Here is a 26,700-nt window from a genome sequence, read left to right on the forward strand (position 1 = left end):
TATAGAGTATCCTCGAACCATGGCTAAGGGACGGATTCCAGAAAGTGACATTGAAGAGATCCGTAACCAGGTACGCATCGAAGATGTCGTAGGGGAGTACGTTTCTCTCCAGCCTGCCGGCGTAGACTCCCTCAAAGGCCTCAGTCCCTTCACCGACGAGAAAACCCCGTCCTTTCACGTACGCCCCAACCATGGCTACTATCACTGCTTCTCCACGGGTGAAGGCGGTGACGTTTTCAGCTTCCTCATGAAGATGGAGCACATCAGCTTCGTAGAGGCCGTTGAACAACTCGCCGACCGTATCGGCTACCGCATCAACTACCAAGGCGGCGGATCCACCACACCACAGCAGCGCGGTACCCGCCGCCGTCTCCTCCAGGCCAATGCCGCAGCTCACAAGTTCTACCAGGAACAACTCGAAACCCCAGAAGCCCAAGACGCCCGCGACATGCTTCTACAACGCGGATTCGACGAAGCACTCATTAAAGAGTTCACCTGTGGATATGCCCCCGCCGGCTGGGACACCGTCACCCGGCATCTGCAAAAACAAGGTTTTACATTTGAAGAATTAGAAGCCGCAGGTATCTCCAAGATGGGGTCGCGGGGAACCCCCATTGATCGTTTTCACCGCCGTCTTATCTGGCCTATTAGCATCCCCAGCGGGGAAGTCGTGGGTTTCGGCGCACGTAAACTCTACGATGACGACAAGCTCGGGAAGTACATGAACACACCCGAGACCATGTTGTACAAAAAATCGAAAGTCCTTTTCGGTCTCGACAAAGCCAAGAAATACATTGCCGAATCTCATCAATGCGTCGTTGTGGAGGGGTACACCGACGTTATGGCCATGTGGGCGGCTGGCGTGAAAACCGCTGTAGCCGCCTGCGGGACAGCATTTGGCGACGAGCATTTGGCTATTTTGCGCCGCTTCCTCATGGACGACAACTACTACCGTGGGGAAATTATCTACACGTTCGATGGGGACGAGGCCGGTCAAAAAGCCGCCATGCGAGCCTTCACCGGGGACCAACAATTCGCCGGACAAAAGTTTGTGTGCATTGCGCCGGGCGGTATGGACCCCTGCGAGCTGCGCCAGGCGGAGGGAGATGTAGCCGTGCGGGATCTGATTGCGCGGCGTATCCCCATGTTTGAGTTTGCCCTCAGATCCTTGTTGAAAGAATTTGATCTGTCTATTCCGGAGGGGCGCGTAGCGGCACTCGCGCGTCTTGTTCCCGTTGTTGCGGATATTAGAGATTCCGCTTTGCGAGATGAGTATGCCCGTCAGCTGGCCGGCTGGTTGGGATGGAGTGACACTACGGAGATCGTTAACCGGGTGCGGAAGGAAGCGCGTTACGGTAAACGCCAACAATCCCGCGGGGCACGGCAGGGACACTCACGACAAACACAGCTGCGGGCACCTCAGTCGCAGGGAAATAGCTCGGGTGACGCTTCTTCTCGTTTTGGAGAAACTGTATCTGCCTCCAGTGGGCAGAATAAGCCCCGTATTATTCGTCCCCGTAAGCCACTAGAAGGCAGTGAGGAGGGCCGTCAGCGGGCAGCTGTGCGCTTGGCTATCCAGTACCCTAAGACGGCTGGAGCGGGCTTTGACGCGCTCGGTTCTGACGCTTTTACCTACCCCCTATACAGGACTATTCGTGACGCTATAGAGGCCAGTGGTGGCTGCACGAACGCAGTAGTGGATCACAATTGGGTACCCACTATCCAGGGGCATATTGATGATCTTGTAGCTCAAGGTGTTGTATCTGAACTGGCGGTGGAAGCTATCCCTGTGGATCAGGAACATATAGTGAGCTATGCGGAGGGACTTTTCGCCCGGTTAGAAGAAGTATGGGTGGGGCAGCAGGTAGCGGAGTTGAAAGCTGCTTTGCAACGCAAGAATCCCGCTAGCGATCCGGAATACCAGGATATGTTTAAAGACTTGGTTGCGTTAGAGGAGTATCGCAGGACTTTGAAACAAGTTGCGATTGAGACGTTCTAGTCGTTCTTGTAGTAGAGCGTTTTAATGCTATTTGTTTACCCGTAATAACCTGGCAATTTGGAGAGTAGTGGGGTAGATAGGTAAGCTATCCATTCGTAACACCAAGGTGTTTAATCCCCCATAGCTCAATTGGCAGAGCATTCGACTGTTAATCGAAGGGTTGTTGGTTCGAGTCCAACTGGGGGAGCTTTTTTATTTCACTTCATCTCTCCGGCTATAGTTTTACGGCTTATACTGGCGGCAGAACACGTAACACACATTAGTGTTATTCCTGCTTCTTCAGGAGCCTCTTATGACTAAGTCTGTATATCCCACTGAGCATCCTGTTGAGCATTCTGCTGACGCGTCAGTGGATTTTGCAGACACTCAGCTTGTTGCTACCGATATTTACTATGACTATCCCGGAAGTCCGGTTCTCAACAACATCAACCTCGCTCTTTCTGCTGGCGATGTCTTAGGGCTGGTGGGGGACAATGGGGTCGGTAAATCGACACTGCTGTGGATTCTCTCTGGCCGCTTAAAACCCACTGCCGGACGTGTTACTCACCAGGGAACACGTGTCTTGGGTGCGCAAGAACTAGAAGCCCCCTTCAACTCCACTGGCCGTATGTTGGTAGAGGAGGCCTTAGGGCCGGCTCGTCGCCGTCTACAGGCCTTGGAGGAGGCAGCTAATGCTATGGCCACCGCCGACGACCCTGACGCTGCTACACAGGCGGAACGACGCTACACGGACATTTATAACGATGTAGTAGCGCATGATGCATGGGATGCTGAACATAACGCGGAAGTAGTTTTAGACAACCTTGGTCTTACCGGGGAAGGATCCACCGGAGATTTACTTGACCAGCGCACTATTGATATGTGCGGCGGCGAGAGGGCCCGTTTGGGACTTGCTCTGGCTCTGATTCGTGCCCCCGAGATTTTGCTTTTGGATGAACCCACAAACCATCTTGACGGGCGTGGCCGTGAACTTGTGGCGAAAACGATTCGTGAACACCCCGGCATTGTGATTCTTGCTACCCACGACCGCGATTTTTTGGATGAAACCTGTACCCACATTGGCGATATTGTTCGCAACCGGGAAGGCATGGGCTTCTTCACCGGTAACTGGACGCAATACGATAAACACCGCCGCCATGAACGACAACTCTGGGAACACCAGTGGCGTACGGAGGAACACCAGCGGGACCACTTGGAAACCACGATTGAGAAGGATGCGCGTGACGTTTCCCCCGGGCGTGCCCGCCACGATAATGACAAAATGTCCTATAACCAGGCCGGTGGCCGGGTAGAAAAGCAGATCGCTCGACGTGTTCGCGCAGCCCGCCAAAAACTTGCTGATTTGGATGAAAATGGGGTGGCGAAGCCGCCCGTGCTGTTGGGTTTCCACGCCCCTCTGGCAAAGGCTCCTAGTGGTAAACGCGTGGCTGCCGGATCCGACGAGGATTACCACCTGAAACTGCGTGGTGTGGTGGTACCACAGCGTCTGCGAGTCGGTTCGCTCACTATCCGTCCGGGGGAGACCGTCATTATTACGGGTCCTAATGGGGCGGGTAAATCCAGCCTGCTGCATGTTATTACCGGTGCGCTTAAGCCGGAAGCTGGGGAAGTGAAGATAGGGCAGGGGGCTCGACTGGCTATTCTGGAACAGGTGCAGCAGTGGGATGATCCTACGAAGAGTGCTGCTGAGCTGTATAACTTTGCTGCTACGCCGCAGTCACTTGACCTTGATGAACTGGGCCTTATCACGCCAGAAGATGCAAAACGCCCTGTCGGTGACCTTTCCCTGGGACAGCAGCGCCGGGTGGCGTTGGTTCTCCTGGTGGCGAATCCGCCTGAGATTCTGCTGATGGATGAGCCCACTAACCATCTGAGTGTGGATCTTATTGAGGAAGTACAGGACGCTGTTGAACAGTGCGAGGGCACTGTGGTGATAGTGACGCACGATCAGCGCATGATTGACCGTATTGAGGCTCGTCATCTTGTTGTGAAAGATGGTGTTGTGGAGGAACTTCCGCGTGGGGTAATACCGGACGTCTTTTCGTAACACTGTCTTTGTTGGGGGCGTGCGTGGCCGGTAGAGATGCATAGTTCGGACTATTCTGGAAACCATGACAGACCATACATCTGCAGACTGGGACGCTCGCTATAGTGCTACACCTGCTCCGTGGGGAGGGACCCCTGCCGCGGCAGTCGTGGAGCGCCTTTCTACTATGGAGCCCGGAACAGCTCTTGATTTGGGCTGTGGTGATGGCCGCCATGCTCGTTTGCTGGCGCAGATGGGCTGGGATGTTGTGGGGGTTGATCTTTCCCCGGAGGCTATTCGGATTGCGCAGGAGCATGATTCGCTTGGTCCGAAGATCATCTACACAGTTGGTGACGTCTGCACGTGGGTGCCGGTTTATGACGCCCAGGTGACGGAAGATGAGCGCTTCAAATCTGGGAAGTTTGACCTTGTTTTGGGGGCCTATCTGCATTTACCCATGCAGCAGTTGCGTGATGTGCTGAAGCGCAGTCAGGCATGGTTGAAGCCACAGGGAGCGCTTCTCTATTTGGGTCATGCGGCAGAGAATCTACGGCATGGTATTGGTGGCCCGCAGGACTCCGCGGTTTTGCCAACGGTGGCGGATCTGGCTAGTGCTAGCGCCGGGATGCGCGTTATTCGCTTGGAACACATGGTGCGCCCAGCGGGCCACGCGCAGGCTGTAGATGTTCTCCTGCACGCAGAAAACTGGGGCTAGCCAAACAAGCTACTAGCAGCACGCTTTGGCGGTGTCGCAGCATTCTGTGGGGCTTTCCATCTGCACTGTGACGTGGTGTAGGTGGTATTTCTGTTCCATGAGTGTCTGCACGTCGCGGCGTGTATCCGGATTAGTACTAACAACGTGGACAGATCCGATATTGTCCTCGGTGGTGAGACTCCATACATGGAAGTGATGGACAGCTTGGACACCATCAAGGGCTAAAATCTCGTCGCGGAGTGCCGTCGTGTCAATGTCTTCGGGGGTTCCTTGGAGGATGACGTTACCTACTTGGCGTAGCAGTGTGAAGGCGCGGGGGAGAACCCACAGTGCAATGAGAACTGCGGCGACAATGTCTGCATAGACCCAGCCGGTGAAATAGGTGATAGCGCCGGAGATGAGAACGCCGACGGAGCCGATCATGTCGGCTAGAACTTCTAGATAAGCGCCTTTGACGTTGATGGACTCGTCTTTTCCGCCTCGCATGGCGAGGAAGGCAAAGAAGTTCATGAGGAGGCCGACAACCGCCACGATGGCGACAGGTAGGCCCTGTACTTCTACTGGATTAATGAGTCGTTTTACGGCCTCAACAACAATGATGACGGCTACCACTAGAAGTAATAGGGCATTGAATCCGGCGGCAATGACTTCTACGCGGCGAAGTCCATAGCTATGTTGCGGGGTGGGGGAGGTTTTAGAGCCAATACGAATAGCGACGAGGGCCGTGCATAGTCCAAAAACATCGGTGAAGGCGTGTGCTGAATCTGAGAGGAGGGCGAGTGAGCCGGAGAGAATACCAACAATAATTTGGGTGATGACGGTAACGAGTCCCAGACCGATTGCTACGCCGATGCGCCATTGTGGAGTGTGAGAGAGTTGTTCGGTATTGGCATGGTCATGAGTGTGGCCATGGATGTGACCGTGCGTGTGAATGGAAGAGTCCATGATCCCTCTCTAATATATGCGTGATAATGCATATATTAGAGAGTTGTATTCACGTTAGCAAGAGAATATGAGGGGATAATCTTGTTAAAGAGATATTTGAAATGCGTGTGATCAGTAATTTTAGTAGTTCTTCGTCATTTCTCATGATATGACCATGCTGTGGGTGATCTGGCTATGCCAGATCACCCTTCGCTCTGCATTTGTTACTTAATTACCGTCAGTCTTGCAGCTTTGAGAGTTTCTGGACACGATGAGAACTGATATTCAACAAAGTTCCTATATCGCGGAGTTTTAGACCATGTTCTACGAGCTTTTGTACTGTATCTCTCATACAATTTGAGGCTTGCTCTTGCAACTTTTTTGCTTGTTGGTCAAGTTCACGTGCCTGCTTAGCTAGTTCTTCTACTTCTCCCTGTACCTGGATAACAATGGTTGCATTCTCCGGATCTTTAGTAATCTCCGGGAACAAGGTTAAAGCGTCACGTACCATATCTGGTATTTGGTCTAGCCGTCGCGTTTGAGTGATAATTTCCGGATATTCTTCGAGTTGAATGACCCACCAGTCATCACCTTGTTCCGTAATAGCTGTATAAGTATTTTCCATTGTTTGTTTTTCCTCGTCCGCACAACCATGCAAAAACTGCGATAGATGCAGTTCATATCAAGCAGAATACTATCCACCTGTAACAATAAAAAGGGCTTCCGCTAGAGCTATCGTCAAACAAGTTTGTCTGTTGTTTAGGCTTATGCGGTGCCCTTGTCATTCCGATGGCGGCAGAGGTACTTACTTTTACCTACCGTTTATAGCCTTGTACTTCTTCAAGCAAAACTTCTGTTACTTCTTGCGTCTATCAAACAAACCATCAAGCTCCGGCAAATCGTCAGTATCAGACTTTTGTAATAATCGCTGATTTCATCATCCTCATCGCGGGCAATGGCGGTGATTCGTGCTTCTTCAAGTTTGGCGTTGACAGCGAGGAAGACTTGCATGGTGTGGCCGTTGTCGAGTTCCTCTTTGGCCATTGTAGTAGCGTAGTAGCCATTATCGAGGTCTATTACTGCTTTTCGCCCTTTGCCGTTCCGTATTTTTGTTGGGCATCTTGTTTGCTCATCCTCAGTATGTCCCCTATTGTTTCCCAGGTTGTCCCAGATTTTCTGGCTGCTGCCACTGCTTCATTTACTCGCTTTTGGGCTGATAGCTGCTCTAGGTGAGCTACGATGAGCTGTACGTCTTCTTTTTTTGTATATGTTTTCCCCGCGTTTGGGTCGAAATCTTGAGATTCGATTTCTTTTAGTAGTTCTTCGTCGCTTCTCATATCGTTACCTGATTTTGTGGTTTCGGGCTTTCATGGCGTGGAATACATCTCCATCAAGGTTTACACACAGTTCTTTCTATGGTGTTTTGCGATGCTTATGTTGGATATGCGTGCGTTCAGACTCCTAGTCGTGGGAATGACCATGCCTTAGCAGGAAAATTTATTAAAAAATTTAGTCTTTGCTATCTTGGCAGCGCATTATGACGAAAATGTAGCTATTTATTGAGGACGCACCATTTACCATTGCGCTTTTCTGCATGATAGGTAATTGTGGGCTGTCTATTGAATGTGTCATCAACGAGGAGGTCTGACTGCTGCCTTGTTAGTCCAGTTGCAGAAAGAGAAGAATTGCTAATTTTTCCTTTGACGTCATTACCGCTGTAGTGGTAGTCCAAAACGGCTGTGGAACCATCTTTTTTAGTGACTTTCACTTTCGCATTAGGGTTGTGCGATAGCGCCCGCATTATGTCATCAATAACAGGCAGGTATGCCAATTCATCTTTGGCGCCTTGCCATGTCTCTGCATCTTCATACGGGCTGAAGGCTCCATATACTAAGCGTTCTTTAGGTGTCTCGCAGAGATACTCGCTAATATCTCTGCCTTCCTGAATATTGTGTTGAATGCCTTCAGCAAGCTTATCCACGCTCCTTACTGAACCCTCTGTAAACACGAGAACGCATACAACCGCAATAACGATGACTAAAACCGCTCCACCCACGGAAAATCCAATAATGCGGCCTTTTTTCGACTTCTTCCCCTGTTGTTCGCCATCACCTGAACTGGTCTCTTCACCCTGCTGTGAATAATTCTGCGACGGGTAGTAGAGTTGCTCGTCGCTTTGTGGGTAGACACCTTGCGGATAGTCATCCTGTGGATAGTCGCTCTGTGGATAGAACTGTTGCCCGTCACCTTGAGAATAGGTGTCCTGCGGGTAGACATACTGGGAGTATGTATCTTGTGGGTAGAACTGCTGCTCGGTATCTTGCGGGTAAGCGCCCTGTACATAGGTGTCTTGAGGGTAGAATTCTGAACCTTCATTCTGGGGAGAAGTAGGTGTCGTCATAAAAAATCTCCAGGTGTGTCGAAACAAATTATCCGCAAGTGCTGCGATTGACAGTACAACGCTGACTATTCCCCTCGAAATGGCCTTACTTCACTATTGCAAATCCTTAATCGGGATTATCTGGAAAGGATGACACCATTAGCCACGATAAAAAGTGCGCCCGCTGGGGCTCGAACCCAGGACCGGATGATTATGAGTCATCTGCTCTAACCGACTGAGCTACGGGCACATACCCACATATATGCGTGAAGAACGCTTGTGGGCTTTATCAGTGTAGCGCATCGTGTCGCTAACTCCATTTTTGGCATGGATATCTAGCCCTCCACTATTTCTCCATTGTTCCGTCATTGTCCCCATAACTGGTGTTAATAGAGTTGTCAAAGTTAATTAAAGTGATAAATGTGCTTTGACCTGCCAGTTTTTAAAAATTTTTTTCGGCGTGTCGCGGGTTCAATGACAGAAAAGTCTCAACTTATGGTGCAGACTTAACGGTGACAAGTTGAGAAAACACACATCATCTCTTGCAGAAACGTATTGCGTTGGGGAAGACGTCATACGTCTAGAAAAAAGGAGGTGCGGTGTGAATATCGCTACGCCATTTGTTGACGCCACTACAGGTGTGGTGTCTATTTATGCAGCTCCCGCTGCACTGTGCCCAAGAATTGAACAAGCCTTAGCCCATACACTGCAAGCTGTCCCCAGCCGGCGGCTTACGTGGCATACCCTCGATCAGCACCCCGGAATGCTTAGCACTACCGTGGACTGGATTGGTCCGGTGGGAAGTGGCCGAGCCCTTGCCGAAGCTCTTGCAGAGTGGCCAATTCTCCTCTTCGATGTTATTGAGGATACGACGGAAAGCTGTAACGGTCAGCGGTTTAGCCATACTCCTGAACTGGGGCTATGGCAGGGGGAGATAAATTCCTCTGGAGATGTTGTTGTCTCTGAAAACCGACTTCGTGGATTAATGCGCTCCGGCGATATTGAAGGCGGTTTAGAACAAGCGCTTGGCACTGCCTGGGATGAGTCGTTAGAGCCGCACCGGCACGGGTCCCCATGCGGTAGGGAGGTCACGTGGCTCTCGGCTGTAGGATAGCGCGAGGTAGCTACTATGCGTGGAGCTATGAGCGCCCTATTGTAACTCGTTTGATGTAGTCAACAACGTCTCGTACTGTGCGCATGCCCCGCATACGCTCATCGGGAATCTCAATACCGTATTTATCTTCGGTTTGGACAGCGATTTCCACCATGGATAGAGAGTCCACATCCAGATCGTCGACGAAGTTTTTATCTGGAGTTACCTCGTCTTTTTTGACGCCGGTAACTTCTTCAACAATCTCGGCAAGACCACTAACAATATCTGTTTCAGCTGTGGCCATGTGTCGTATTCTCCTTTTGCCGTCACGTACTCTTTATATCTTTTTATATCTACAGCATATATACGGGAAAGGGACTGGTGCAGCACTCGGTAATACCCCAGCAGTACCCCAGTACTATTCTGACTTTACCAAATCCTGACGCTACCAAGATTTACTATGTGATTCGTTAATGTCTTCCAGCATTCCCAGAACATTAGCAATGCGCAGGGTAAAACGCATGCGGGAATCGAGGGGATCCATGCCGGTAATGTCATTAACACGCTTAAGGCGGTAGCGCACTGTATTGGGGTGTACATAAAGCTGCCGAGCAGCCTCCTCCACACCACCATCGACGGATAGATAGAGGCGGAGAGTATCCCGAATAGCGTCGCTCGCAGATTCTTGCAGTGGTGTGATGATGTCGTGGAAAAGCCGTTGAATAGCTCTGCGATCACCTGCAATAGCACGTTCCGGAATAAACATGTCTGCGGTAGCTATATGAGGGATATTGGGCATAGCCTGGGCTACCCGCAATGCTGCAAACGCTTCCTCCGCGGAGCGTGATGCCTCAGCGAGGTTGCGCGCGGTGGGGCCCAACATAATTTGGTCGCTTGAAAAGATTTCATAGATGGGGCAGTGGGGGTCTAAAAGCTGGTCGGCGGGGACCGTCATAAGACCTACAAGATAGGGACCCTGGACGGCTGCTAGGGAACGATAACCCATGTCTGCGGAGATCTGGTGCAGGTGCAAAATGATGCGCTCATGGTGGTCCTCTGCCCGCGGTGTTCCCACTATGACGGTAACGGGTGTAGACGCATCACACGCTAAAGCGGAACCGAAGGAACGAATATCCTCAGATTTAGCACCACGTACTACGGCATCAACGAGAGCCGTCTCCATCCGTGCATCCCACGCACCACGCTGTTCCGCGGCAGCGGCGAAATAATCAGCAATAAAAAATCCAAGCTCGCGACTGTAGCGGAGAGCGTGGACAAGCAGTGTTGCCTTTGCCTCGGGTGCGTCATTCATGGTGATGACGGCTTGTTCCACTACTTCCATAGTGGAGTGAAGAATAGAGACGGACTGTTGCAGGCTTAAGCCGTCAACAATATGGACAGAGTCTGAGCCAATAGCGTCTCCGAAATCTAGTTCTTCCTCTTCATCTTCGGGGTGCTGTGCCCAATCTGCGAAAAAGCGAATGGCGGACTGCACTAGTGCGCCAATGCCAGCGCGGTGCTTGGCATCTAGTTCTGCGAAGAAGGGGAGGGTGTCATTCATGTGAGTCATGACGGTGCGGGTCAGTTCGCCAGAAATTCCACGAATGTGGTGTAAGAGGTAAGGCGGTACTGCACTTAGTATCGTTAACTCAGCTGGTGAACTTTGCGAAGAAATTTGTTCATTACTCACAAGATAATTGTTACATGTTTGTGAAAAAGTGTGAGCAGTATTTCCATTAACGAGGCCATAAACGCAGTCTTTTTTCAGGAAAGACCTTGTTGCCAGAGAAAAGCACTGTGTAATAGTTTTTTCATGGGTAGACTAATGGGGTCATCGAGAAACGAACTCTAGCTAGGAGGACCGACGCAGTGAGCGCCAGCTCCGAGGGTAATAACTTCAACACTATCTTGGCCCACAAACTTGAAATTTCAGACGATATGGTCGTTCAGGAAGTTGGATGGGACGAGGATTGCGACTCATCGATTAGCGAAGCCATTGAGGATATTATTGGCTCCGCATTACTTGAGGACACGTCCTATGACGTCTGTGATGCCATCCTCTTCTGGTGGCGAGATGGTGACGGCGATCTGACTGATGATCTGGTCGATGTTGTAGCTCCGCTTTCCGATGGGGGAGTCGTGTGGCTCACCACTCCAAAAACTGGGCAGCCAGACGCTGTCGATCCCGCTGAAATTGCGGAGAGTGCCCACACTGCCGGCCTTTCCCAAACGTCCACATCCGCTGTTAACGATTGGATTGTGACGCGGCTAGTACAAGCCCGACACGGCGCACCTCGCCGCTGAATTAGGGATAATGACCCTTCGTGGGGTAAAGTTTTAACGTCCCGCGTGGGTAGCTCAGGGGTAGAGCTCCGGTTTTACACACCGGCGGTCGGGGGTTCGAAACCCTCCTCACGCACCAGGATTACATATAAGAAAAGGTCCCCAACCAGTATCTTCTGGCTGGGGACCTTTTCTATGTCCGCTATGGAATATTTCCTAGAACATGAAGCCGCCTAGGGTGTTGGTTAAGTGCAGTACCGGATCGGGCAGAATACCCATGAGGACGGTAAGCACTGCCGTAATAACAACAACAATGATGACGGCCGCACCAGGCTTCGCCACGACAGTCGTCGTATTCGCGGGCTTAAAGAACATGATGATAACCATGCGCAGGTAAGCGTAGGCAGCCAGTGCAGACACCAGCAATGCCACCACAACGAGCCAGCTGTAGCCAGCAATCCATGCCACGGAGAAAACCGTGAACTTACCAATGAAACCGGCGGTAATGGGGAAGCCTGCAAAGCTTAGGAAGTAGAGGGCAAAGGCAGCACCCAACCAGGGATGCTGACGCCCCATGCCTTCCCATGCGGTAATGGAGGTTGCTTCTTCGCCACTGTCACGGCGTACTAGCGTAACGATAGCCAATGCACCAATCGTGGCCAGACCATAGGCCGCCAGGTAGATCAATATCGCGGAGACGACACTGAATTCCAGGTTGCCGACTTTTAGAAGTCCCTGGTCTGCCCCCACTAAAGCGGTCATAATAAAGCCCGCATGAGTAATGGAGGAGTAGGCAATGAGTCGTTTGACGTCAGTCTGCGTCATCGTCAGAATGCTACCGAAGAGCATGGAGATAATGGCCAAAACAATAATGACTATTTCCCACTGACTCTCACTGAAGGGGACAGCTGCTGTCAGCACTCGTGCTAACGCAACAAAAGCAGCGAGTTTCGTACAGATGGCCATGAAAGCCGTCACGGGGGTGGGAGCGCCCTGGTAGACGTCTGGAACCCAGTTATGGAAGGGGACGGCACCAACTTTGAAAAGCAACCCAATGACCACGAAAACAATGCCCAAGATGAAGATAGCAGGGCGATCAGTGTGCTCAGCTTGCTGCGCAATACTTGCAAAAGTGAAGTCGCCGGTGGCGGCGTACACCATCACAATGCCATACAGCATAATGGCGGCTGCCAACACACCCAGCAGGAAGTACTTCAAAGAAGCCTCCTGGCTAAGACGGCGGCGGTACAGCGACAATCCACACAGAATATAGAGAGGCAGGGACATGGCCTCCAAAGCAACAAACAACATGAGGAGGTTGTTTGCTGCGGTGAAGAGCATCATACCGAAGAGGGAGAACAGGGCGAGGACATAAACCTCGGTGTATCCAGTCCGTTCACTCTCGGAAATATTCTTCCGGTGCTCCGTATGCCGGGTGCTAAAGAGAATCATGCATAGAGCAGTGAAGATAATCAGTGCGCCCTGGGCAACATAGGTGGGCTTATCCATGGAGATTAAGCCATTACCGATAACACCAAAGCGTCCGTCATGCCAGTTGGCAATGAGCATACCCATCGTGGCGATGAGGATCACGAAAACAGACACTAACTGCACAGCAGCACGGGCGGTGCGGCGAACAAAAGCATCTAAGAGAAGAGCCACACAGGCACCGCCAAACATAATGAGCAACGGTGCAAGGGTGCGGTAATCCAGCGCAGGAGCTTCAGTTCCAGCGGAGCTAGCCAATACATTCATAGCAGTAATGTGCTGGATCATTTAGTGCGCACCTCCTTGAGTGATAGTGGTCGGTTCGGAAGTAGCATTATTTGGGCCCGTCGCCTTTTCCACAAAACTGACAGTCTGCTCCGCATCCGGATTAAGAACTGATGTTAGCGGTGTGGGATACACACCGAAAACAATGAGAAGTGCCAGGAGCGGAATAATGATCCAGCGTTCAGCCATGGATAGCTCGGATACTTTCTCTTTTACAGTGGGGGAGGGGAGACCCGTCATCGTGCGCTTATACATACGCATGATGTACAAACCAGCAAGCACCATCGCAATTGCGGAGATCCCCGCTGCCCACGGGTACTTCGTCCACGTTCCCGCAATAACACCGAATTCAGAGATGAACGGTGCTAGGCCAGGAAGCGAGAGAGACGACAGCCCCGCAATAAGGAGGAAACCTGCCAATATGGGGGCCACCTTTTGGACACCACCGAAGTCGCTGATCTGGGTGGATCCGCGACGTTTGATGAGATATCCCACCAGGAGGAAAAGCGCTGCGGTAGAGATACCGTGGTTGAACATGTAGAGGTTGGCGCCCGCCACAGAAGTTGGGGTGAGGGCAAAGAGTCCCAGCACGATAAAACCGAAGTGGCTCACTGACGTATACGCCACCAAGCGCATCATGTTTTCCTGTGCCAGTGCCGCTAATGCCCCGTAGATGATGGAGATAACAGCCAGCACAATGATGACTGGGGTTGCCCAATCTGCGGCCTTCGGGAAAAGGCTCAAGCAGAAGCGGAACATGCCGAATGTGCCAATTTTATCCATGATGGCCACCATCATCACCGCGCCACCCGGGGTGGTGTTTTCAGCGGCGTCAGGGAGCCATGTGTGAACCGGGAACATGGGGGCTTTCACTGCGAAAGCAATCATGAAGCCAACGAAGAGCCAGCGTTCCGTGTTCGTCCCCATACTCATATTCATGAGGTCGCTCAGGAGGAATGTTCCGTGCCCATTGTTGTGGGCATTGACGTAGAGTCCGATGACGGCCGCCAACATAACAAGACCGGACGTCAAGGAGTACAAGAGGAACTTAATAGCGGCGTAGCGGCGGCGTTCTCCCCCAAAACCACCGATGAGGAAGAACATCGGAATAAGAGTGGTTTCGAAGAAGAGGTAGAACAGGAGAACGTCAGTGGACGTGAAAACGTAGAGGGAAAAACCTTCCACGGCCAACGTGAGCCCCAGGAAAGCCCGTTCGCCCAGTTGATCCTCACGGAAGTGCTCTGTGAAAGCGTAGAGCAACACGAGCGGGGTGAGGATGGTTGTTAGCAGGATAAGGGTGAGCCCAATACCGTCAACACCAAGCGAGTAGTACGCGCCAATCTGGGGAATCCACTGATGTTGCTCGGTGAACTGCATACCGTCACCAGAGTTGAACATTATGGCCATAGCAATGGCGATACCGAGCGTTGACACCGAGGCAAGCATCGCTATGACGCGGCTAGCAACTCCTCGAATGACTGTCAGAAGGAGTGCACCAACCAGGGGGATTAGTGCAGCTGAGGTAATTAACATTCTCTAAATCCTCCCTATGCCAGCTGTCCGAGGATGAGTGCAACAGCTGCAAGAACTGCCGCGCCTACAACCATGAGGAGACCATAGCTACGAATCAAACCATTCTGAAGACGCGACAACACGCCGGACAGACTAATCAGGCCACGTCCACCGCCATCAACCGCAGGGTTAATGGCTCGACGGTCGAGGAAAGCTGCAGTTTGTGAAAGTCCGTTGGTGGGTTTCACTGCAATGTACTCGTTGATGGTGTCGCCATAGAAAGCGTTGTCGCCAATGCGGGTGTACAGAGGAGCATTCTCGCGGGTCGTGGGAATGGGCTTGCGGAAGACCAGCCAGCCAATAAGGACACCAATAATGACAACTATCAGAGTGACTGCCGAATCCCAGCTGAAGTGACCCATGCTGAGTTCAGCGGTTCCACCCACTGCCGGGTTGAGCCAGTCACCCATACTGTTGACCAGGAGGAAACCGCCGATTACGGAGAAGATACCGAGAATAACAAGCGGAATAACCATGGTGACGGGAGCCTCGTGTGGATCTACGCCCTTTTCCCAGCGCTTTTCGCCGAAGAACGTCATCATCATAAGGCGGGTCATGTAGAAAGCAGTGACGCCAGCACCGATGAGGGCAGCCAGGCCGAAGACCCAGCCGCGGTCAAAAGCGACTTCAATAATGGGGTCTTTGGAGAAGAAGCCAGCGAATCCGGGGAAACCGATAATGGCCAGGTAGCCTGCCGCGAAGGTGAAGAAGGTCCAGGGCATTGCCTTGCGCAATCCACCGAAGCGACGCATGTCTGTGCTGTCATCCATTGCGTGCATGATGGAGCCAGCACCAAGGAACATGTTGGCCTTGAAGAAACCGTGCGTAACAAGGTGGAAGATGGCCAGCGCGTAGCCGGCGGGGCCAATTCCTGCGGCAAGAATCATGTAACCAATCTGCGACATGGTGGAACCGGCAAGTATCTTCTTGATGTCATCTTTAGAACTACCGATCCAGGCACCAACCAGGAGGGTAATAGTACCGATGATGACAACTGCCAGGGCAGCTGACGAGGAACGCTGGTAGATACTGCCACTGCGGACAACCAAGTAGACACCGGCGGTTACCATAGTGGCGGCGTGAATGAGGGCCGACACGGGGGTGGGGCCTTCCATAGCGTCAAGTAGCCATGCCTGGAAGGGAACCTGTGCGGATTTAGCGCAGGCACCCAGGAGGAGCATGAATCCGAGGAACGTGGGGATCCAACTATCAACGCCGTTAATGTGGGCATTCACAGTGGAGAATTCCGTAGAACCGAAATACTTGAACATGGTGACGATGGCAAGCATCATTCCCACGTCGCCCATACGGTTCATAATGAAAGCCTTGTTAGCAGCATTCGCGGCAGCTGGACGGTGTGCCCAGAACCCGATAAGGAGGTAGGACGCCAAGCCGACGCCTTCCCAACCGACGAACAAGACAAGGTAGCTGTTACCAAGAACGAGTAGCAGCATGGCCGCCATGAAGAGGTTGAGGTAAGCGAAGAACTTGCGGCGTTTTTCATCGTGTGCCATGTAACCCACCGAGTAGAGGTGGATGAGGCTGCCAACGCCGGTAATAAGGAGGACGAACACAATGGAGAGGGGATCAAGCCGGAGACTGAGATCCGTCTGAATTCCGGGAAGAGACATCCATGTGTAGAAGGACGCTGTTTGTGCCCGATCCGCGGCAGAACGGCCCACCATTTGAATGAAGAGGGTAAGGCCGCAGGCGAAGGAAGCAAAGCTCAGCACGACGGCTAGCCAGTGTCCCCAACTATCCAGGAGACGCCCACCGATAAGGAGTAGGGCAGCACCAATGAGGGGCAGACCGATAATAAGCCATGCCACTACAGTGGCCGCTGTCGTGGCAGCGGGTGGGGCGACAGTCAGTGACTGTCCAGTTGCAAGAAGAGTAGATATCACTGCGCCTAGCCTTTCAGTGAACGTTCTTCATCGACGGACACTGTGTACTGGGTGCGCCACATTGCGACCACAATCGCAAGACCAACGACTACCTCAGCAGCAGCTACCACCATGACAAACAGTGCAGCTACTTGCCCGTCAAGATTGCCAAACTGGCGTGCGAGAGCAACAAAGCCCAGGTTGCAGGAGTTCAGCATGAGTTCGACGGACATGAACACAAGCAGTGTGCTGCGGCGAACGAGGAAGCCCATAATACCGATGGCGAACAGGATCGCGGACAGGACTAGGTAGAAACTTGTGGACATCATGTTACTCATCCTCTCCTTCGTGCTTATCAAGAGCTTTGTAATGTTGTTGTGTCTGTTCAGCAAGTTCTTGTCCAGAACGAGCTTCACGAGATTCGTACATCTCATCAGAGATGGAGGAGTGGAGTTCTGTACCGTCGGGGAGAAGAGCAGGAACATCCATGGCGTTGCTAGCAGCATAAACACCAGCACCCGGCATGGCACCAACATCCGTACCCTTTTCGGCGTAAGCGCGGAAGCGAGCTTCCATGGTTTCACGCTGGCTGGGACGCTTCTTAGAACGAGTACGGAGAGTGAGAACGATAGTCCCGACTGCGGCCACAATGAGAAGCGCCGAGAGAACTTCGAAGATAATGACGTACTTGTTGAAGATAAGCTGCCCAAGTCCAGGGATATTACCGCCAGCAGAATGAGTGGCTTTATCAAGTCCCACGGGGTCTGGCCATGTCACTAGCGACACTGCAACAGCGGTGATGATAATCATGGCCAGGGCCATAAGGATAGCGGCTATACGCTGGCCGGGGATAGGATCGCCTTTCCCAGCGTCCGCGTTCGCCCCGACCATCATCACAATGAAGAGGAACATCACCATGATGGCGCCCGCATAAACAACAATCTGGACGACAAAGACGAAAGGCGCCTGCAGGATTGCGTACTCGATGGCCATACCAATCATGACAAACAGCAGGTACAACGCCGAGTGAATGAGTTTTCTCGACAGCACCATACAGACTGCGGCTGCCACAATGACGATGGCCAACATCCAGGAAAGGACCTGTCCCCAGATGTGGGAAGCACTGCTGCCAGCGGCAAGAGTCATCATTGGCGCAATAGTGGTGGAAGAAGCGAGAGTAAACGCCATGGTTATCCTTCCTCCAATTGCTGTGATTCACGTGAGTCTGCGTGTAAGGGCAGTCCCATGAAATATCCCTTTTCGTTATCGGCAAGACGGCGCGGATGCGGCGGCATTTCCATGCCGTCCTCTAGCGGGGCAAGAAGTTTATCCTTGCCGTAGATCAATGCTTCACGGGAGGCATTGGCCAACTCGAAGTCATTGGTCATGGTCAGTGCGCGCGTGGGGCATGCCTCAATGCACATGCCGCAGAAGATACAGCGCAAATAGTTGATTTCGTAGACAGCTCCGTACCGCTCACCGGGAGAGTAACGCTCATCTTCAGTGTTTTCCGCTGCCTCCACGCGAATAGCGTCAGCTGGGCATGCCCAAGCGCAGAGCTCACAACCAACACATTTTTCTAGTCCGTCAGGCCAACGATTCAGCTGGTGACGGCCATGGAAGCGGGGTTCGGTGACCTTCGGCTTTAGCGGGTACTCTTCGGTGAACTTCTTCCGGAACATGGTTCGGAAAGTTACTCCGAGGCCCGCCCAGCGCGAGAAGATACTCATGACAGTTTCTCCTTCCGCTGCTTACCGGCAGGCGCGGGATTATCCTTGAAAATCGGTAGCGGGTAGGTGGCGTTAAAAGTGTCAGCAGCAGGCTTGAGCATACTGTCGACGGGGCGACGCTGGCAGTAGAGAACCAGTGCCGAGATAGCAAGGTAGATAAGGACGAGACCAATGGCAGTGGCATCGTCAGTGAGCCAGGTGCCAGGATCGGCCATAGCACGTGCCTTCTGATAGATACCGAGGAGGACGAGCCAGCCAATAGAAAGCGGCAGGAGAGTCTTCCACCCAATGGCCATCAGCTGGTCGTAGCGGTAGCGGGGGACAGTACCGCGAACCCAGATAAAGAAGAACAGGAAGAGAATAACCTTCAGCAGGAACCAGAGGAGACCCCACCAGCCTCCGTCAATGGCCGTGTTGTTGAGTGGCCAGGGGGCGTTGAAACCACCCAGGAAGAGGGTGGCGCAGATAGCCGACAATGTTGTCATGTTCATGTATTCGCCCAAGTAGAACAGTGCGAAACGGAAACCGGAGTAGTCGGTGGAATAACCGCCAACAAGCTCAGATTCACATTCCGGCATGTCGAAGGGGGCGCGGTTCGCTTCCGCCAGCATGGCTACAACATAGATGCAGAAAGCGGGAGTGAGAAGGACGAAATTGTGGGCGGGGAAGGGGGAATCCCAGCCAAACAGGGTCAGTGTGGTGGCTTGGTGATTCACAATTCCTACAGTGGACATGGTGCGGCTGACCAGCACAACACACACAATGGCGAGCCCCATGGAGACTTCGTAGGAAATCATCTGGGCAGCGGAGCGGAGACCACCGAGGAGTGAGTATCGGGAGGTAGATGCCCAACCAGCTAGGACGATGCCGTAGGTGCCGATGGATGCGACAGCCAGAATGAAGAGAACGGCTACCGGGAGATCACCCAGCTGAAGTTGAGTGTAGTGACCACCCATGGAGACGCGGCCACCAATAGGAATAACTGCCCATGTGGTGAAGGCGGCCAGACCGGTCAGCATAGGCGCCAAGGTGAAGACAAACTTATCAACGTTATCTGGTGCGAAGTCCTCCTTCATGATGGTTTTAATACCATCGGAGAACGGCTGTAGCAGACCCGCGGGACCTGCCATGTTTGGTCCGACACGCTGCTGTAAGAAAGCGAGAATACGCCGTTCAAACCACACACAGAAAATGGCGAAGAAAAGGGGAATACAAAAGATTACGATGACTTTAACAAGAACGAGCCACCATGGGTCACCCCACACACCAATGTTGTCTTCAGACACGGGATGGCACCTCCATTCGAACAGTGTGAGCATCGTCTGATGGAACAAGAGTGACCTGGTCACCAGGCTCTGCGCCGGTTACCGCGAGCGGGTTGCCCGGGACGTTACTGGGAACCCACACAACATCATCTGCCATCTCTGGGATAACAGAAACGGGAAGAGTAATGGATCCTTGTGACGTGGCCACAGTAGCGGCTCCACCGGCGGTAAGACCATAGGCGGCAGCCGTTGCAGGGCTGACGCGCAGACGGCCGCGACGATGGTCGCTACCTTTGAAAATGGTTCCGTCAAGGGCAGCAGAGTCTCCCATGAGCTCACGCCAACTATCAAGCACAAGTCCGTGCGAAGCGGAATCCGCAACGGGTGGCATAGCGCCACCTGCTGTACCAGTGGCGGCGGTGCGCAGAAGGTCTGCAATCTTCGTGCTGGCAGGAATCTTCAGACTCGTTCCCATCGCTTGGGCGATAGTTCCCAACACCCGGCGATCAGACATCGTTGTCACGGGTACGCCGTGGAGTGGCTGTACGTTTCGCCAGCGTGCTTCCCAGTTCAAGAAATGACCTGTCACTTCAGAGATAAGGCTGACAGGGAAGACAACATCCGCACAGTCACTGAGCTCCGTGTGGCGTTGTGCCAGCTGGATGGTGAAAGCAGTGTCGGCAGCTTTGCGCAGCAGCTGGATATCGGCGAAGTCGCGTTCATCCAGTGCACCTAACACTAGCGCCTGCAGTTCTCCGGCGGCGGCGGCCTCCAGCATGGCCTTTGTTGGTATCCCGTCTGCAGTGGGGAGGCAGCCAGCTTCCAGAGCGCCACGATCTCCCGCGTGCAAGGGGACCCATGCAAAGCGAGCACCGGTCTTGTCGGCCGCTGCAACTACTGCTTTGAAGGTTCCTGTGGATGCGGCAGCGCGTGCGCCCACCAGAATGATGGTGTCGCTATCGAGGCCGTCGAGCTGGGTAAGTGCCTCAGCTTCAGTACCAGGCTTGCAGGTAACAACCTCAGCATTCAGCTTGTCAGTACCGATAGTGCGGTGGCTGGCAATAGAGACAACCTGCAGTCCCTTCTTACGGACGGCTCGGCGCAGACGCAAGAAGAGGTTAGCGGCTTCATTTTCCGGATCAAGGCAGACAAGAACAACTTTCTTAGCCTCGTCGAGATCCTGATAGGTGATGGTGTCACCTGCTGCTGTGTGAGCAACGTACTGGGTGAGGAATGCGGCTTCTTCCGCAGTTTCTTTATCGGAACGGAAGTCGATATTGTTAGTTCCCACAACATTGCGGGCAAAAGCAGCGTAGGCGTAGGCGTTTTCCACGGTATGGGAAGCACCTGTGAGAACGCCTACGGAAGAGCCTGCGGCCGTGAGTTCCTTAGCGGCCAAAGAAATTGCTTCTGGCCAGGAGGCTTCCATAAGTTTGCCGTCACGGCGCACGAGCGGGGTAGTGATGCGGTCGGGAAGGGTTCCGTAGCGGAATCCGTAGCGGCCTTTATCGCAGTTCCACTCGAGGTTGACGTCAGCGTCCTCACCGGCCAAGCGACGAGTGATCTTGCTGTGACGGTGGTCAACGCGCAGGGCACAGCCGCTGGCGCAGTGCTCACAGGTGGTTTCGGTGGAGACGAGGTCGAAGGGGCGTGCCTGGAAACGATAGTCAGCGCTGGTAAGAGCACCAACGGGGCAGATCTGTACAGTATTGCCGGAGAAGTAGGATCCAGCATCCGATTCCGGTACGGAGGAGATCTGCTGACGTGCGCCACGTTCGGCAAGGGCGATGCACCGATCTCCGGAAACTTGCTCGGAGAAACGAGTGCACCGTGTACAGAGAACGCAGCGTTCCCGGTCAAGAAGGACATTGCTGACAAGCGGCAGCGGCGTGGGGAAGTGGCGTTTCTCGCAATCGAAGCGCGTCTCACCCTGCCCATCGGACATGGCCTGGTTCTGTAGTGGACATTCACCACCCTTGTCGCAGATGGGGCAATCCAATGGGTGGTTAATAAGGAGAAGCTCCATAATGCCACGCTGTGCTTCTTTCGCCAGCATGGACGATGCTTGAGTTTTAACAACCATGCCTTCTGCTACGGCCAGCGAGCAGGACGCTTGGGGCTTGGGGAACCCTCGCCCGTTACCAGCATCGGGTACTTCCACCATGCACTGGCGGCAAGCGGCGACAGGATCAAGGAGAGGATGATCGCAGAAGCGGGGGATACGAATTCCGAGCTTTTCCGCAGCGCGGATAACCATCGTTCCCTTCGGTACAGATACGGACTGACCATCAATTTCCAAGGTCACAAGATTATCTTGGGGAGTGGTCGAGGTGTTATCGCTCATTAAACGTTCTCCTCATCACTAAAGAGCGCACTAGCCTCATATGGCAGGAGCTCCCAGGCGGGGGTGGTGTAACCGGCCTCAAACTCTTCACGGAAGTGTTTAACAGCGCTAGTAACACAGGCGACAGCACCATCTGCAAGAGCACAGAAAGACTTACCGCCAATATTCCCGGCAATACTCAATAGCTTGTCGACATCGCCCGGCTTGCCCTCGCCGCGCTCAAGACGCTGCAGAAGCTGTACGAGCCACCAAGTACCTTCACGGCACGGAGTGCATTTACCGCACGATTCATGCTTATAGAACTCAACAAAACGGGTCGTAGTGCGAACAACCGAGGTAGTTTCGTCAAAGATCTGGAGGGCCTTTGTACCCAACATGGAGCCGGCACCCGACACACCTTCATAATCCAGCGGAACATCAAGTTCTTTTGCAGTGAAGATGGGGGTGGAGGAACCACCGGGAGTCCAGAACTTTAGTTCGTGTCCTTCCCGGATACCGCCGGATAGTTCCAGAAGCTCACGCAAGGTAATACCCAAAGGAGCCTCATACTGGCCAGGATTCTTTACATGGCCAGACAGGGAATAGATAGTTGCTCCCTTGGACTTTTCTGTCCCCATGGACTGGTACCAGTCGGCACCATTGCGAACAATCGCCGGGACAGAAGAAATAGACTCCACATTGTTAATAACCGTGGGGCAGGCATAAAGACCTTCCACAGCGGGGAACGGTGGACGGAGGCGCGGATGCCCACGCTTTCCTTCCAATGAGTTCAGCAGGGCGGTTTCTTCGCCGCAGATGTAGGCACCAGCACCGGAGTGCACCATAACGTGAAGGCGTTTGCCGGTTCCCATAACGTTGTCGCCGGCGAAGCCAGCATCGTATGCTTCTTGAATTGCCTGCTGCAGGCGCCGGGCTACCTGAACAACTTCTCCACGGAGGTAGATGAAAGCCTGCTCGGATCCGAAAGCGTAGCAGGAGATAAGAGCACCTTCGACAAGCGTGTGCGGGCTTGCCATAATGAGCGGCATGTCCTTGCACGTGCCGGGTTCGGATTCGTCTCCGTTAACAACAAGGTATTTGGGGTTGGGATTGTTTTGGGGAACAAAGGACCATTTCACCCCAGTGGGGAAGCCTGCACCACCACGACCGCGTAGTCCGGAGTCTTTAATAAGGTTGAGCACCTCAGAAGGCTCCATAGTGAGGGCCTTGCGGAGTGCTTCATACCCCTTGTTGGACTGGTAGGTGTCCAGTTTCCACGGGGTGGCCTCGCCCCAGTGCTCGGAGAGGATGGGAGTAAGGAGTCCTGTCACGTTACTCGCCTTCCTTTACGTTATTGGCAATGCGCCAGCCAGCTAGGGAGGAGTGTCCGGCGGCGGGGCCGTCATTGCCGCGGCCATCATTAAAACCAGCGAGGACGCGTTCGTTATCGCGCCAGGAGGTAATCTGTGGGCCACGAGTGGAGTGGACTTCTTCGTCGTTGCGAAGTTTTTCAATAATCTCAATGGCTTTACGAGGAGTCATATTGTCCATGAACTCCCAGTTCAGCATCATGACAGGGGCAAAGTCACAGGCGGCGTTGCATTCCACGCGCTCCAGTGTGAAAGCACCATCTTCGGTGGTGCCTTCGCCATCGAGACCGAGGTGTTTACGGACGGTTTCATACACCATGTCGCCGCCCATGACGGCGCAGAGGGACGTGGTACAAACACCAATAAGATGCTTACCCACTGCCTCTTTGTGGAACATGGTGTAGAACGTCACTACCCCCAGGACGACCGCTTCGGGGAGGTCAAGGATGCGCGCAATATGGCGAACACCTTCACCGCTTACTTTCCCATCTATGCTCTGCACCAGGTGCAGCATGGGGATAATGGCGGATTGTGCCTGTGGGTAACGGTCTGCAAGAATGTGCAGTTCTTTAATGTTTTCCTCAGTGATGTTGGTGGTTGTGTCGCTCATATCGACAGCATCAGCATCATCAAATTTGGAGATAAATTCGGCTTCGATCACCGATCAACACCTCCCAGAACAGGGTCGATACTACCGACCGCAGCGACAACATCGGACAGCATGCCACCTTCACACATGGCGGGAAGGGCTTGCAGGTGGTGGAATCCAGGGTCACGTAGATGAATACGGTAAGGATGAGTTCCGCCATCAGAGACCACGTGGCACCCCAGTTCGCCTTTAGGGCTTTCAATGGCGACATAGGCTTGCCCGGCAGGAACAGTGATGCCTTCAGACACGAGTTTGAAGTGGTGAATGAGGGCTTCCATGTCTTCGCCCATAATCTTGCGGACATGTTCAAAGGAGTTACCCTGGCCATCGTCATAAACAGCCAGGTTGGCGGGGCGAGAGATCTTAGGATCCTCAATCATGAAAGGCTGTCCCTGGGTGTCGGCAAGACGATCACGGCACTGGTGGCAGATCTTCAAAGATTCATACATTTCAGCGAGGCGGACACGGAAAGCTCCGTAAGCATCGCAGGTATTCCACACCGGAATATCGAAGTCGTAGGTTTCGTAGCCGAGGTAGGGTTGCTTCTTGCGAAGGTCCCATTCAACTCCAGCGGCACGCAGACGCGGACCAGTCACGCCGAGCGTCATGCAACCGGTGAGGTCAAGGTAGCTAATGCCCAGCATGCGCTTGCGGAGGATGGGGTTTTCGTTACACATTTTGTCGAAGTCAGGAAGACGTTCGTCGAGCCACTTGAGTGTTTCGTCAAGTTTCTCAAGTCCGTAGTCCGGCAGGTCGTTGGCGACGCCGCCGGGGCGGAAGAACGCGTGATTCATGCGCAGACCAGTGACGGCTTCGAAGAAATCGAGGATCATTTCGCGTTCGCGGAGACCGTTGGTCAGGAGCGTTACGCCACCGAGTTCGTTACCGCCGGTGCCAATGGCAACAAGGTGGGAGGCGATACGGTTGAGCTCAAGCATAAGGACGCGAATAATTTGGGCGCGTTCTGGAATCTTGTCGGTAATGCCAAGAAGTTCTTCAACCGCCATAACATAAACAGCCTCGTTGAAGAGTGGTGCCACATAGTCGGCGCGGGTAACCAATGCGGAACCTTGTGTCCAGGTGCGGGCCTCACAGGTTTTTTCAATACCGGTGTGGAGGTAGCCGATGGCGGGACGCAGGTTGGTAACGATGTCGCCATCCAGTTCGAGGCATAGGCGCATAACACCGTGAGTCGAGGGGTGAGCAGGACCCATGTTAATAATCATGCGACTACTGTTTTTTTGTATCTGGTAGTCGACAATTTCCTGCCAGTCGCCGTCTTCTGCGGTGAGTTCCACAGCATCGGGGTCAGCGTCGAAAAGTTGCTCGATAGAGCTCACACCGGTGGGAGACGCGAGGTTTTCTTTAGGAGTAGTCATTAGCGGTACTTCCTCCGTTCCTCCACAGGTGGCACTTCTGTGCCATGGAATTCAACTGGTATTCCTCCGAGTTGGTAGTCCTTCCGTTGCGGGTGTCCCTGCCAATCATCCGGCATAAGAATGCGGGTAAGGCCGGGGTGTCCGTCGAAGATAATGCCAAACATGTCCCAGGTTTCGCGTTCATGGTAGTTAGCGCCGGGATAGATTCTGACAACGGAGGGAATATGAGGCTCTGCGGCCGGGCATACGACTTCTACACGAAGACGTCGATTGTGGCTCATGGAGAGCAGGTGGTAGACACTGTGCAGTTCGGCGTCTTTTTCTGTGGGGTAGTGTACGCCGGAGATGGAGGTACACAGTTCGTACCGGAGTTCTTCATCATCGCGTAATGCCTGCATGGTTTTCAGCAGGTGCTCGCGGGGAATATAGATCGTGGGCATGTCAGTGAAGGTGGTGACGGGGGCGTCAGCAACTTCGGGGACGAGTGTGAAGAGACGATCAAAAATCGCGTCTAAATCCCCGCCAAACGGACGAGCAAGGGGAACAATACGGGCAGGTAGTCGCACAATGTGGGAAAAACCAGAGGTATCTCCTGTACCGTCGGTCCACATGCCCTGCTTGGCGGCGAAGGGAGTCCAACTGTTACCCGTAGTGGTGGACATATCAGACTGATTATCAGTGTTGTGAGGGTTATTAGTCATGTGCCCCTCCCTTCTTGCCTTTCTTCTTAAAGTGAATGAGCTTTTCGTCGGCAACGCGCACTTCGCCGGCTAGTGCAGCTGCTTCCTTAGCCTTTTCATCTGCGATAATGTGCTTTTCACCAAGTTGAGTTTTCTTGGCGATCATGGCGCGTAGCTTGAAAGAGGCATCGATTAGCATGTCGGGGCGTGGGGGACAGCCGGGGATGTAGAGGTCCACTGGAACGATGTGGTCAGCACCTTGCACAATGGCGTAGTTGTTAAAAACGCCGCCGGAAGAAGAGCAAGCACCCATGGCAATAACCCATTTGGGATCTGGCATCTGGTCATAGACGCGGCGCATAATGGGGGCCATTTTTTGGCTGACGCGACCAGAAATAATCATGAGGTCGGACTGACGGGGGGAGGCGCGGAATACTTCCTGTCCCCAACGAGATGAGTCGAAGCGCGGACCCGCATAAGACATCATTTCGAAAGCACAGCAGGCGAGACCGAAGGTGACGGGCCAGACTGACCACTCGCGGGTGAGGCCAAACAGCCATTCTGTGGTGGTGGTAACGAACCCACCTGAAAGTTTGTCTTCAATTCCCATATCGAATTCCAGTCACTTGATTGAGTAGGTAGTACAAAAGCGGGTG

At 53.2% G+C, this 26,700-nt stretch carries 25 protein-coding genes and 3 tRNA genes; 7 read left to right on the top strand and 21 right to left on the bottom strand.

Going from position 1 to position 26,700, the window contains the following annotated elements; all coding sequences use genetic code 11:
• Window positions 1–19 precede the first annotated feature (19 nt).
• The 4 genes from dnaG (at window position 20) to QZV76_RS03150 (ending at window position 4,740) form a co-directional block, all read left to right on the top strand.
• Window positions 20–1,999 (top strand): DNA primase, encoded by a 1,980-nt coding sequence (gene dnaG / locus QZV76_RS03135; protein ID WP_290598338.1) that lies wholly within the window; start codon window positions 20–22, stop codon window positions 1,997–1,999.
• A gap of 114 nt (window positions 2,000–2,113) precedes the next feature.
• Window positions 2,114–2,186 (top strand) — tRNA-Asn (locus QZV76_RS03140).
• Window positions 2,187–2,291: 105 nt separating this feature from the next.
• On the top strand, window positions 2,292–4,046 hold the full coding sequence (locus tag QZV76_RS03145; RefSeq protein ID WP_290598339.1) for an ABC-F family ATP-binding cassette domain-containing protein: 1,755 nt from the start codon (window positions 2,292–2,294) through the stop codon (window positions 4,044–4,046).
• Between the two features lie 64 nt (window positions 4,047–4,110).
• Window positions 4,111–4,740 (top strand): bifunctional 2-polyprenyl-6-hydroxyphenol methylase/3-demethylubiquinol 3-O-methyltransferase UbiG, encoded by a 630-nt coding sequence (locus tag QZV76_RS03150; RefSeq protein ID WP_290598340.1) that lies wholly within the window; start codon window positions 4,111–4,113, stop codon window positions 4,738–4,740.
• Between the two features lie 12 nt (window positions 4,741–4,752).
• Here QZV76_RS03150 and QZV76_RS03155 read toward each other — a convergent pair whose 3' ends face one another.
• From QZV76_RS03155 to QZV76_RS03180, 6 genes are all read right to left on the bottom strand, one after another.
• Window positions 4,753–5,685, bottom strand: a complete 933-nt coding sequence (locus QZV76_RS03155; protein ID WP_290598341.1) for a cation diffusion facilitator family transporter — start codon at window positions 5,683–5,685, stop codon at window positions 4,753–4,755.
• A 217-nt stretch (window positions 5,686–5,902) separates the two neighbouring features.
• The gene (locus QZV76_RS03160) at window positions 5,903–6,289 is read right to left on the bottom strand and encodes a transcriptional regulator (RefSeq protein WP_290598342.1); all 387 of its coding nucleotides are present in this window, start codon (window positions 6,287–6,289) and stop codon (window positions 5,903–5,905) included.
• Between the two features lie 215 nt (window positions 6,290–6,504).
• Window positions 6,505–6,708 (bottom strand): hypothetical protein, encoded by a 204-nt coding sequence (locus QZV76_RS03165; RefSeq protein ID WP_290598343.1) that lies wholly within the window; start codon window positions 6,706–6,708, stop codon window positions 6,505–6,507.
• A gap of 32 nt (window positions 6,709–6,740) precedes the next feature.
• Window positions 6,741–7,001 (bottom strand): hypothetical protein, encoded by a 261-nt coding sequence (locus QZV76_RS03170; RefSeq protein ID WP_290598344.1) that lies wholly within the window; start codon window positions 6,999–7,001, stop codon window positions 6,741–6,743.
• A gap of 215 nt (window positions 7,002–7,216) precedes the next feature.
• Entirely contained in the window at window positions 7,217–8,065 is an 849-nt protein-coding gene (locus QZV76_RS03175; RefSeq protein WP_290598345.1) for a hypothetical protein, read from the bottom strand.
• Between the two features lie 155 nt (window positions 8,066–8,220).
• Window positions 8,221–8,294 (bottom strand) — tRNA-Ile (locus tag QZV76_RS03180).
• A gap of 351 nt (window positions 8,295–8,645) precedes the next feature.
• Between QZV76_RS03180 and QZV76_RS03185 the strand changes: the two genes are divergently transcribed.
• On the top strand, window positions 8,646–9,158 hold the full coding sequence (locus QZV76_RS03185) for a DUF3145 family protein (RefSeq protein ID WP_290598346.1): 513 nt from the start codon (window positions 8,646–8,648) through the stop codon (window positions 9,156–9,158).
• A gap of 25 nt (window positions 9,159–9,183) precedes the next feature.
• On the opposite strand, the gene QZV76_RS03190 is transcribed toward QZV76_RS03185, so the two are convergent.
• Both QZV76_RS03190 and QZV76_RS03195 read right to left on the bottom strand, forming a co-directional pair.
• Entirely contained in the window at window positions 9,184–9,441 is a 258-nt protein-coding gene (locus QZV76_RS03190) for an acyl carrier protein (protein ID WP_290598347.1), read from the bottom strand.
• 141 nt (window positions 9,442–9,582) lie between these two features.
• Window positions 9,583–10,827, bottom strand: a complete 1,245-nt coding sequence (locus QZV76_RS03195) for a CdaR family transcriptional regulator (RefSeq protein ID WP_290598348.1) — start codon at window positions 10,825–10,827, stop codon at window positions 9,583–9,585.
• Window positions 10,828–11,006: 179 nt separating this feature from the next.
• On the opposite strand from QZV76_RS03195, the gene QZV76_RS03200 reads away from it, so the two are divergent.
• Entirely contained in the window at window positions 11,007–11,441 is a 435-nt protein-coding gene (locus tag QZV76_RS03200; protein WP_290598349.1) for a DUF3052 domain-containing protein, read from the top strand.
• A 43-nt stretch (window positions 11,442–11,484) separates the two neighbouring features.
• A tRNA-Val gene (locus QZV76_RS03205) sits at window positions 11,485–11,559 on the top strand.
• A 77-nt stretch (window positions 11,560–11,636) separates the two neighbouring features.
• Here the strand turns inward: QZV76_RS03205 and nuoN are convergent.
• From nuoN to QZV76_RS03270, 13 genes are all read right to left on the bottom strand, one after another.
• A complete protein-coding gene (gene nuoN, locus QZV76_RS03210; protein WP_290598350.1) occupies window positions 11,637–13,196 on the bottom strand; it encodes an NADH-quinone oxidoreductase subunit NuoN in 1,560 nt (519 codons plus the stop codon).
• A complete protein-coding gene (locus QZV76_RS03215) occupies window positions 13,197–14,726 on the bottom strand; it encodes an NADH-quinone oxidoreductase subunit M (RefSeq protein WP_290598351.1) in 1,530 nt (509 codons plus the stop codon).
• 14 nt (window positions 14,727–14,740) lie between these two features.
• Entirely contained in the window at window positions 14,741–16,594 is a 1,854-nt protein-coding gene (gene nuoL / locus QZV76_RS03220) for an NADH-quinone oxidoreductase subunit L (protein ID WP_290598451.1), read from the bottom strand.
• Between the two features lie 80 nt (window positions 16,595–16,674).
• Window positions 16,675–16,974, bottom strand: coding sequence for an NADH-quinone oxidoreductase subunit NuoK (nuoK, locus tag QZV76_RS03225; protein WP_290598452.1), 300 nt, complete (start codon window positions 16,972–16,974; stop codon window positions 16,675–16,677).
• 4 nt (window positions 16,975–16,978) lie between these two features.
• Window positions 16,979–17,836: an NADH-quinone oxidoreductase subunit J gene (locus QZV76_RS03230; protein WP_290598352.1), complete on the bottom strand. Its 858-nt coding sequence runs from the start codon at window positions 17,834–17,836 to the stop codon at window positions 16,979–16,981.
• A gap of 2 nt (window positions 17,837–17,838) precedes the next feature.
• Window positions 17,839–18,378 carry an NADH-quinone oxidoreductase subunit NuoI gene (gene nuoI / locus QZV76_RS03235; protein ID WP_290598353.1) on the bottom strand — a complete coding sequence of 180 codons (540 nt, stop codon included), beginning with the start codon at window positions 18,376–18,378 and terminating at the stop codon, window positions 17,839–17,841.
• Window positions 18,375–19,664 carry an NADH-quinone oxidoreductase subunit NuoH gene (nuoH, locus tag QZV76_RS03240; RefSeq protein WP_290598354.1) on the bottom strand — a complete coding sequence of 430 codons (1,290 nt, stop codon included), beginning with the start codon at window positions 19,662–19,664 and terminating at the stop codon, window positions 18,375–18,377. Before nuoH ends, nuoI begins: the two co-directional genes overlap by 4 nt.
• Window positions 19,657–21,987, bottom strand: a complete 2,331-nt coding sequence (locus QZV76_RS03245) for an NADH-quinone oxidoreductase subunit G (protein ID WP_290598355.1) — start codon at window positions 21,985–21,987, stop codon at window positions 19,657–19,659. Before QZV76_RS03245 ends, nuoH begins: the two co-directional genes overlap by 8 nt.
• Window positions 21,987–23,297, bottom strand: coding sequence for an NADH-quinone oxidoreductase subunit NuoF (gene nuoF / locus QZV76_RS03250; RefSeq protein ID WP_290598356.1), 1,311 nt, complete (start codon window positions 23,295–23,297; stop codon window positions 21,987–21,989). The genes QZV76_RS03245 and nuoF overlap by 1 nt, the downstream gene beginning before the upstream one ends.
• A 1-nt stretch (window position 23,298) precedes the next feature.
• The gene (locus QZV76_RS03255) at window positions 23,299–23,997 is read right to left on the bottom strand and encodes an NAD(P)H-dependent oxidoreductase subunit E (protein WP_290598357.1); all 699 of its coding nucleotides are present in this window, start codon (window positions 23,995–23,997) and stop codon (window positions 23,299–23,301) included.
• Window positions 23,994–25,364, bottom strand: coding sequence for an NADH-quinone oxidoreductase subunit D (locus QZV76_RS03260; RefSeq protein ID WP_290598358.1), 1,371 nt, complete (start codon window positions 25,362–25,364; stop codon window positions 23,994–23,996). The genes QZV76_RS03255 and QZV76_RS03260 overlap by 4 nt, the downstream gene beginning before the upstream one ends.
• The gene (locus QZV76_RS03265; RefSeq protein ID WP_306558915.1) at window positions 25,364–26,065 is read right to left on the bottom strand and encodes an NADH-quinone oxidoreductase subunit C; all 702 of its coding nucleotides are present in this window, start codon (window positions 26,063–26,065) and stop codon (window positions 25,364–25,366) included. The genes QZV76_RS03260 and QZV76_RS03265 overlap by 1 nt, the downstream gene beginning before the upstream one ends.
• Window positions 26,058–26,654 carry an NADH-quinone oxidoreductase subunit B gene (locus QZV76_RS03270; RefSeq protein ID WP_290598359.1) on the bottom strand — a complete coding sequence of 199 codons (597 nt, stop codon included), beginning with the start codon at window positions 26,652–26,654 and terminating at the stop codon, window positions 26,058–26,060. Before QZV76_RS03270 ends, QZV76_RS03265 begins: the two co-directional genes overlap by 8 nt.
• Window positions 26,655–26,700 lie beyond the last annotated feature (46 nt).

The sequence above is a fragment of the Lawsonella sp. genome, from assembly GCF_011525565.1.
GTDB lineage: Bacteria > Actinomycetota > Actinomycetes > Mycobacteriales > Mycobacteriaceae > Lawsonella > Lawsonella clevelandensis_A.

Bases quoted from the DNA above. Each gene is read 5' to 3' on its own strand.
- QZV76_RS03150 (WP_290598340.1), top strand. From the start codon at position 4,111: ATGACAGACCATACATCTGCAGACTGGGACGCTCGCTATAGTGCTACA.
- QZV76_RS03270 (WP_290598359.1), bottom strand. From the start codon at position 26,654: ATGGGAATTGAAGACAAACTTTCAGGTGGGTTCGTTACCACCACCACA.
- dnaG (WP_290598338.1), top strand. From the start codon at position 20: ATGGCTAAGGGACGGATTCCAGAAAGTGACATTGAAGAGATCCGTAAC.
- QZV76_RS03265 (WP_306558915.1), bottom strand. From the start codon at position 26,065: ATGACTAATAACCCTCACAACACTGATAATCAGTCTGATATGTCCACC.
- QZV76_RS03245 (WP_290598355.1), bottom strand. From the start codon at position 21,987: ATGAGCGATAACACCTCGACCACTCCCCAAGATAATCTTGTGACCTTG.
- QZV76_RS03145 (WP_290598339.1), top strand. From the start codon at position 2,292: ATGACTAAGTCTGTATATCCCACTGAGCATCCTGTTGAGCATTCTGCT.
- QZV76_RS03175 (WP_290598345.1), bottom strand. From the start codon at position 8,065: ATGACGACACCTACTTCTCCCCAGAATGAAGGTTCAGAATTCTACCCT.
- QZV76_RS03260 (WP_290598358.1), bottom strand. From the start codon at position 25,364: ATGACTACTCCTAAAGAAAACCTCGCGTCTCCCACCGGTGTGAGCTCT.
- nuoN (WP_290598350.1), bottom strand. From the start codon at position 13,196: ATGATCCAGCACATTACTGCTATGAATGTATTGGCTAGCTCCGCTGGA.
- QZV76_RS03160 (WP_290598342.1), bottom strand. From the start codon at position 6,289: ATGGAAAATACTTATACAGCTATTACGGAACAAGGTGATGACTGGTGG.
- nuoK (WP_290598452.1), bottom strand. From the start codon at position 16,974: ATGTCCACAAGTTTCTACCTAGTCCTGTCCGCGATCCTGTTCGCCATC.
- QZV76_RS03230 (WP_290598352.1), bottom strand. From the start codon at position 17,836: ATGGCGTTTACTCTCGCTTCTTCCACCACTATTGCGCCAATGATGACT.
- nuoI (WP_290598353.1), bottom strand. From the start codon at position 18,378: ATGAGTATCTTCTCGCGCTGGGCGGGCCTCGGAGTAACTTTCCGAACC.
- QZV76_RS03170 (WP_290598344.1), bottom strand. From the start codon at position 7,001: ATGAGAAGCGACGAAGAACTACTAAAAGAAATCGAATCTCAAGATTTC.
- QZV76_RS03190 (WP_290598347.1), bottom strand. From the start codon at position 9,441: ATGGCCACAGCTGAAACAGATATTGTTAGTGGTCTTGCCGAGATTGTT.
- QZV76_RS03215 (WP_290598351.1), bottom strand. From the start codon at position 14,726: ATGTTAATTACCTCAGCTGCACTAATCCCCCTGGTTGGTGCACTCCTT.
- QZV76_RS03165 (WP_290598343.1), bottom strand. From the start codon at position 6,708: ATGGCCAAAGAGGAACTCGACAACGGCCACACCATGCAAGTCTTCCTC.
- QZV76_RS03155 (WP_290598341.1), bottom strand. From the start codon at position 5,685: ATGGACTCTTCCATTCACACGCACGGTCACATCCATGGCCACACTCAT.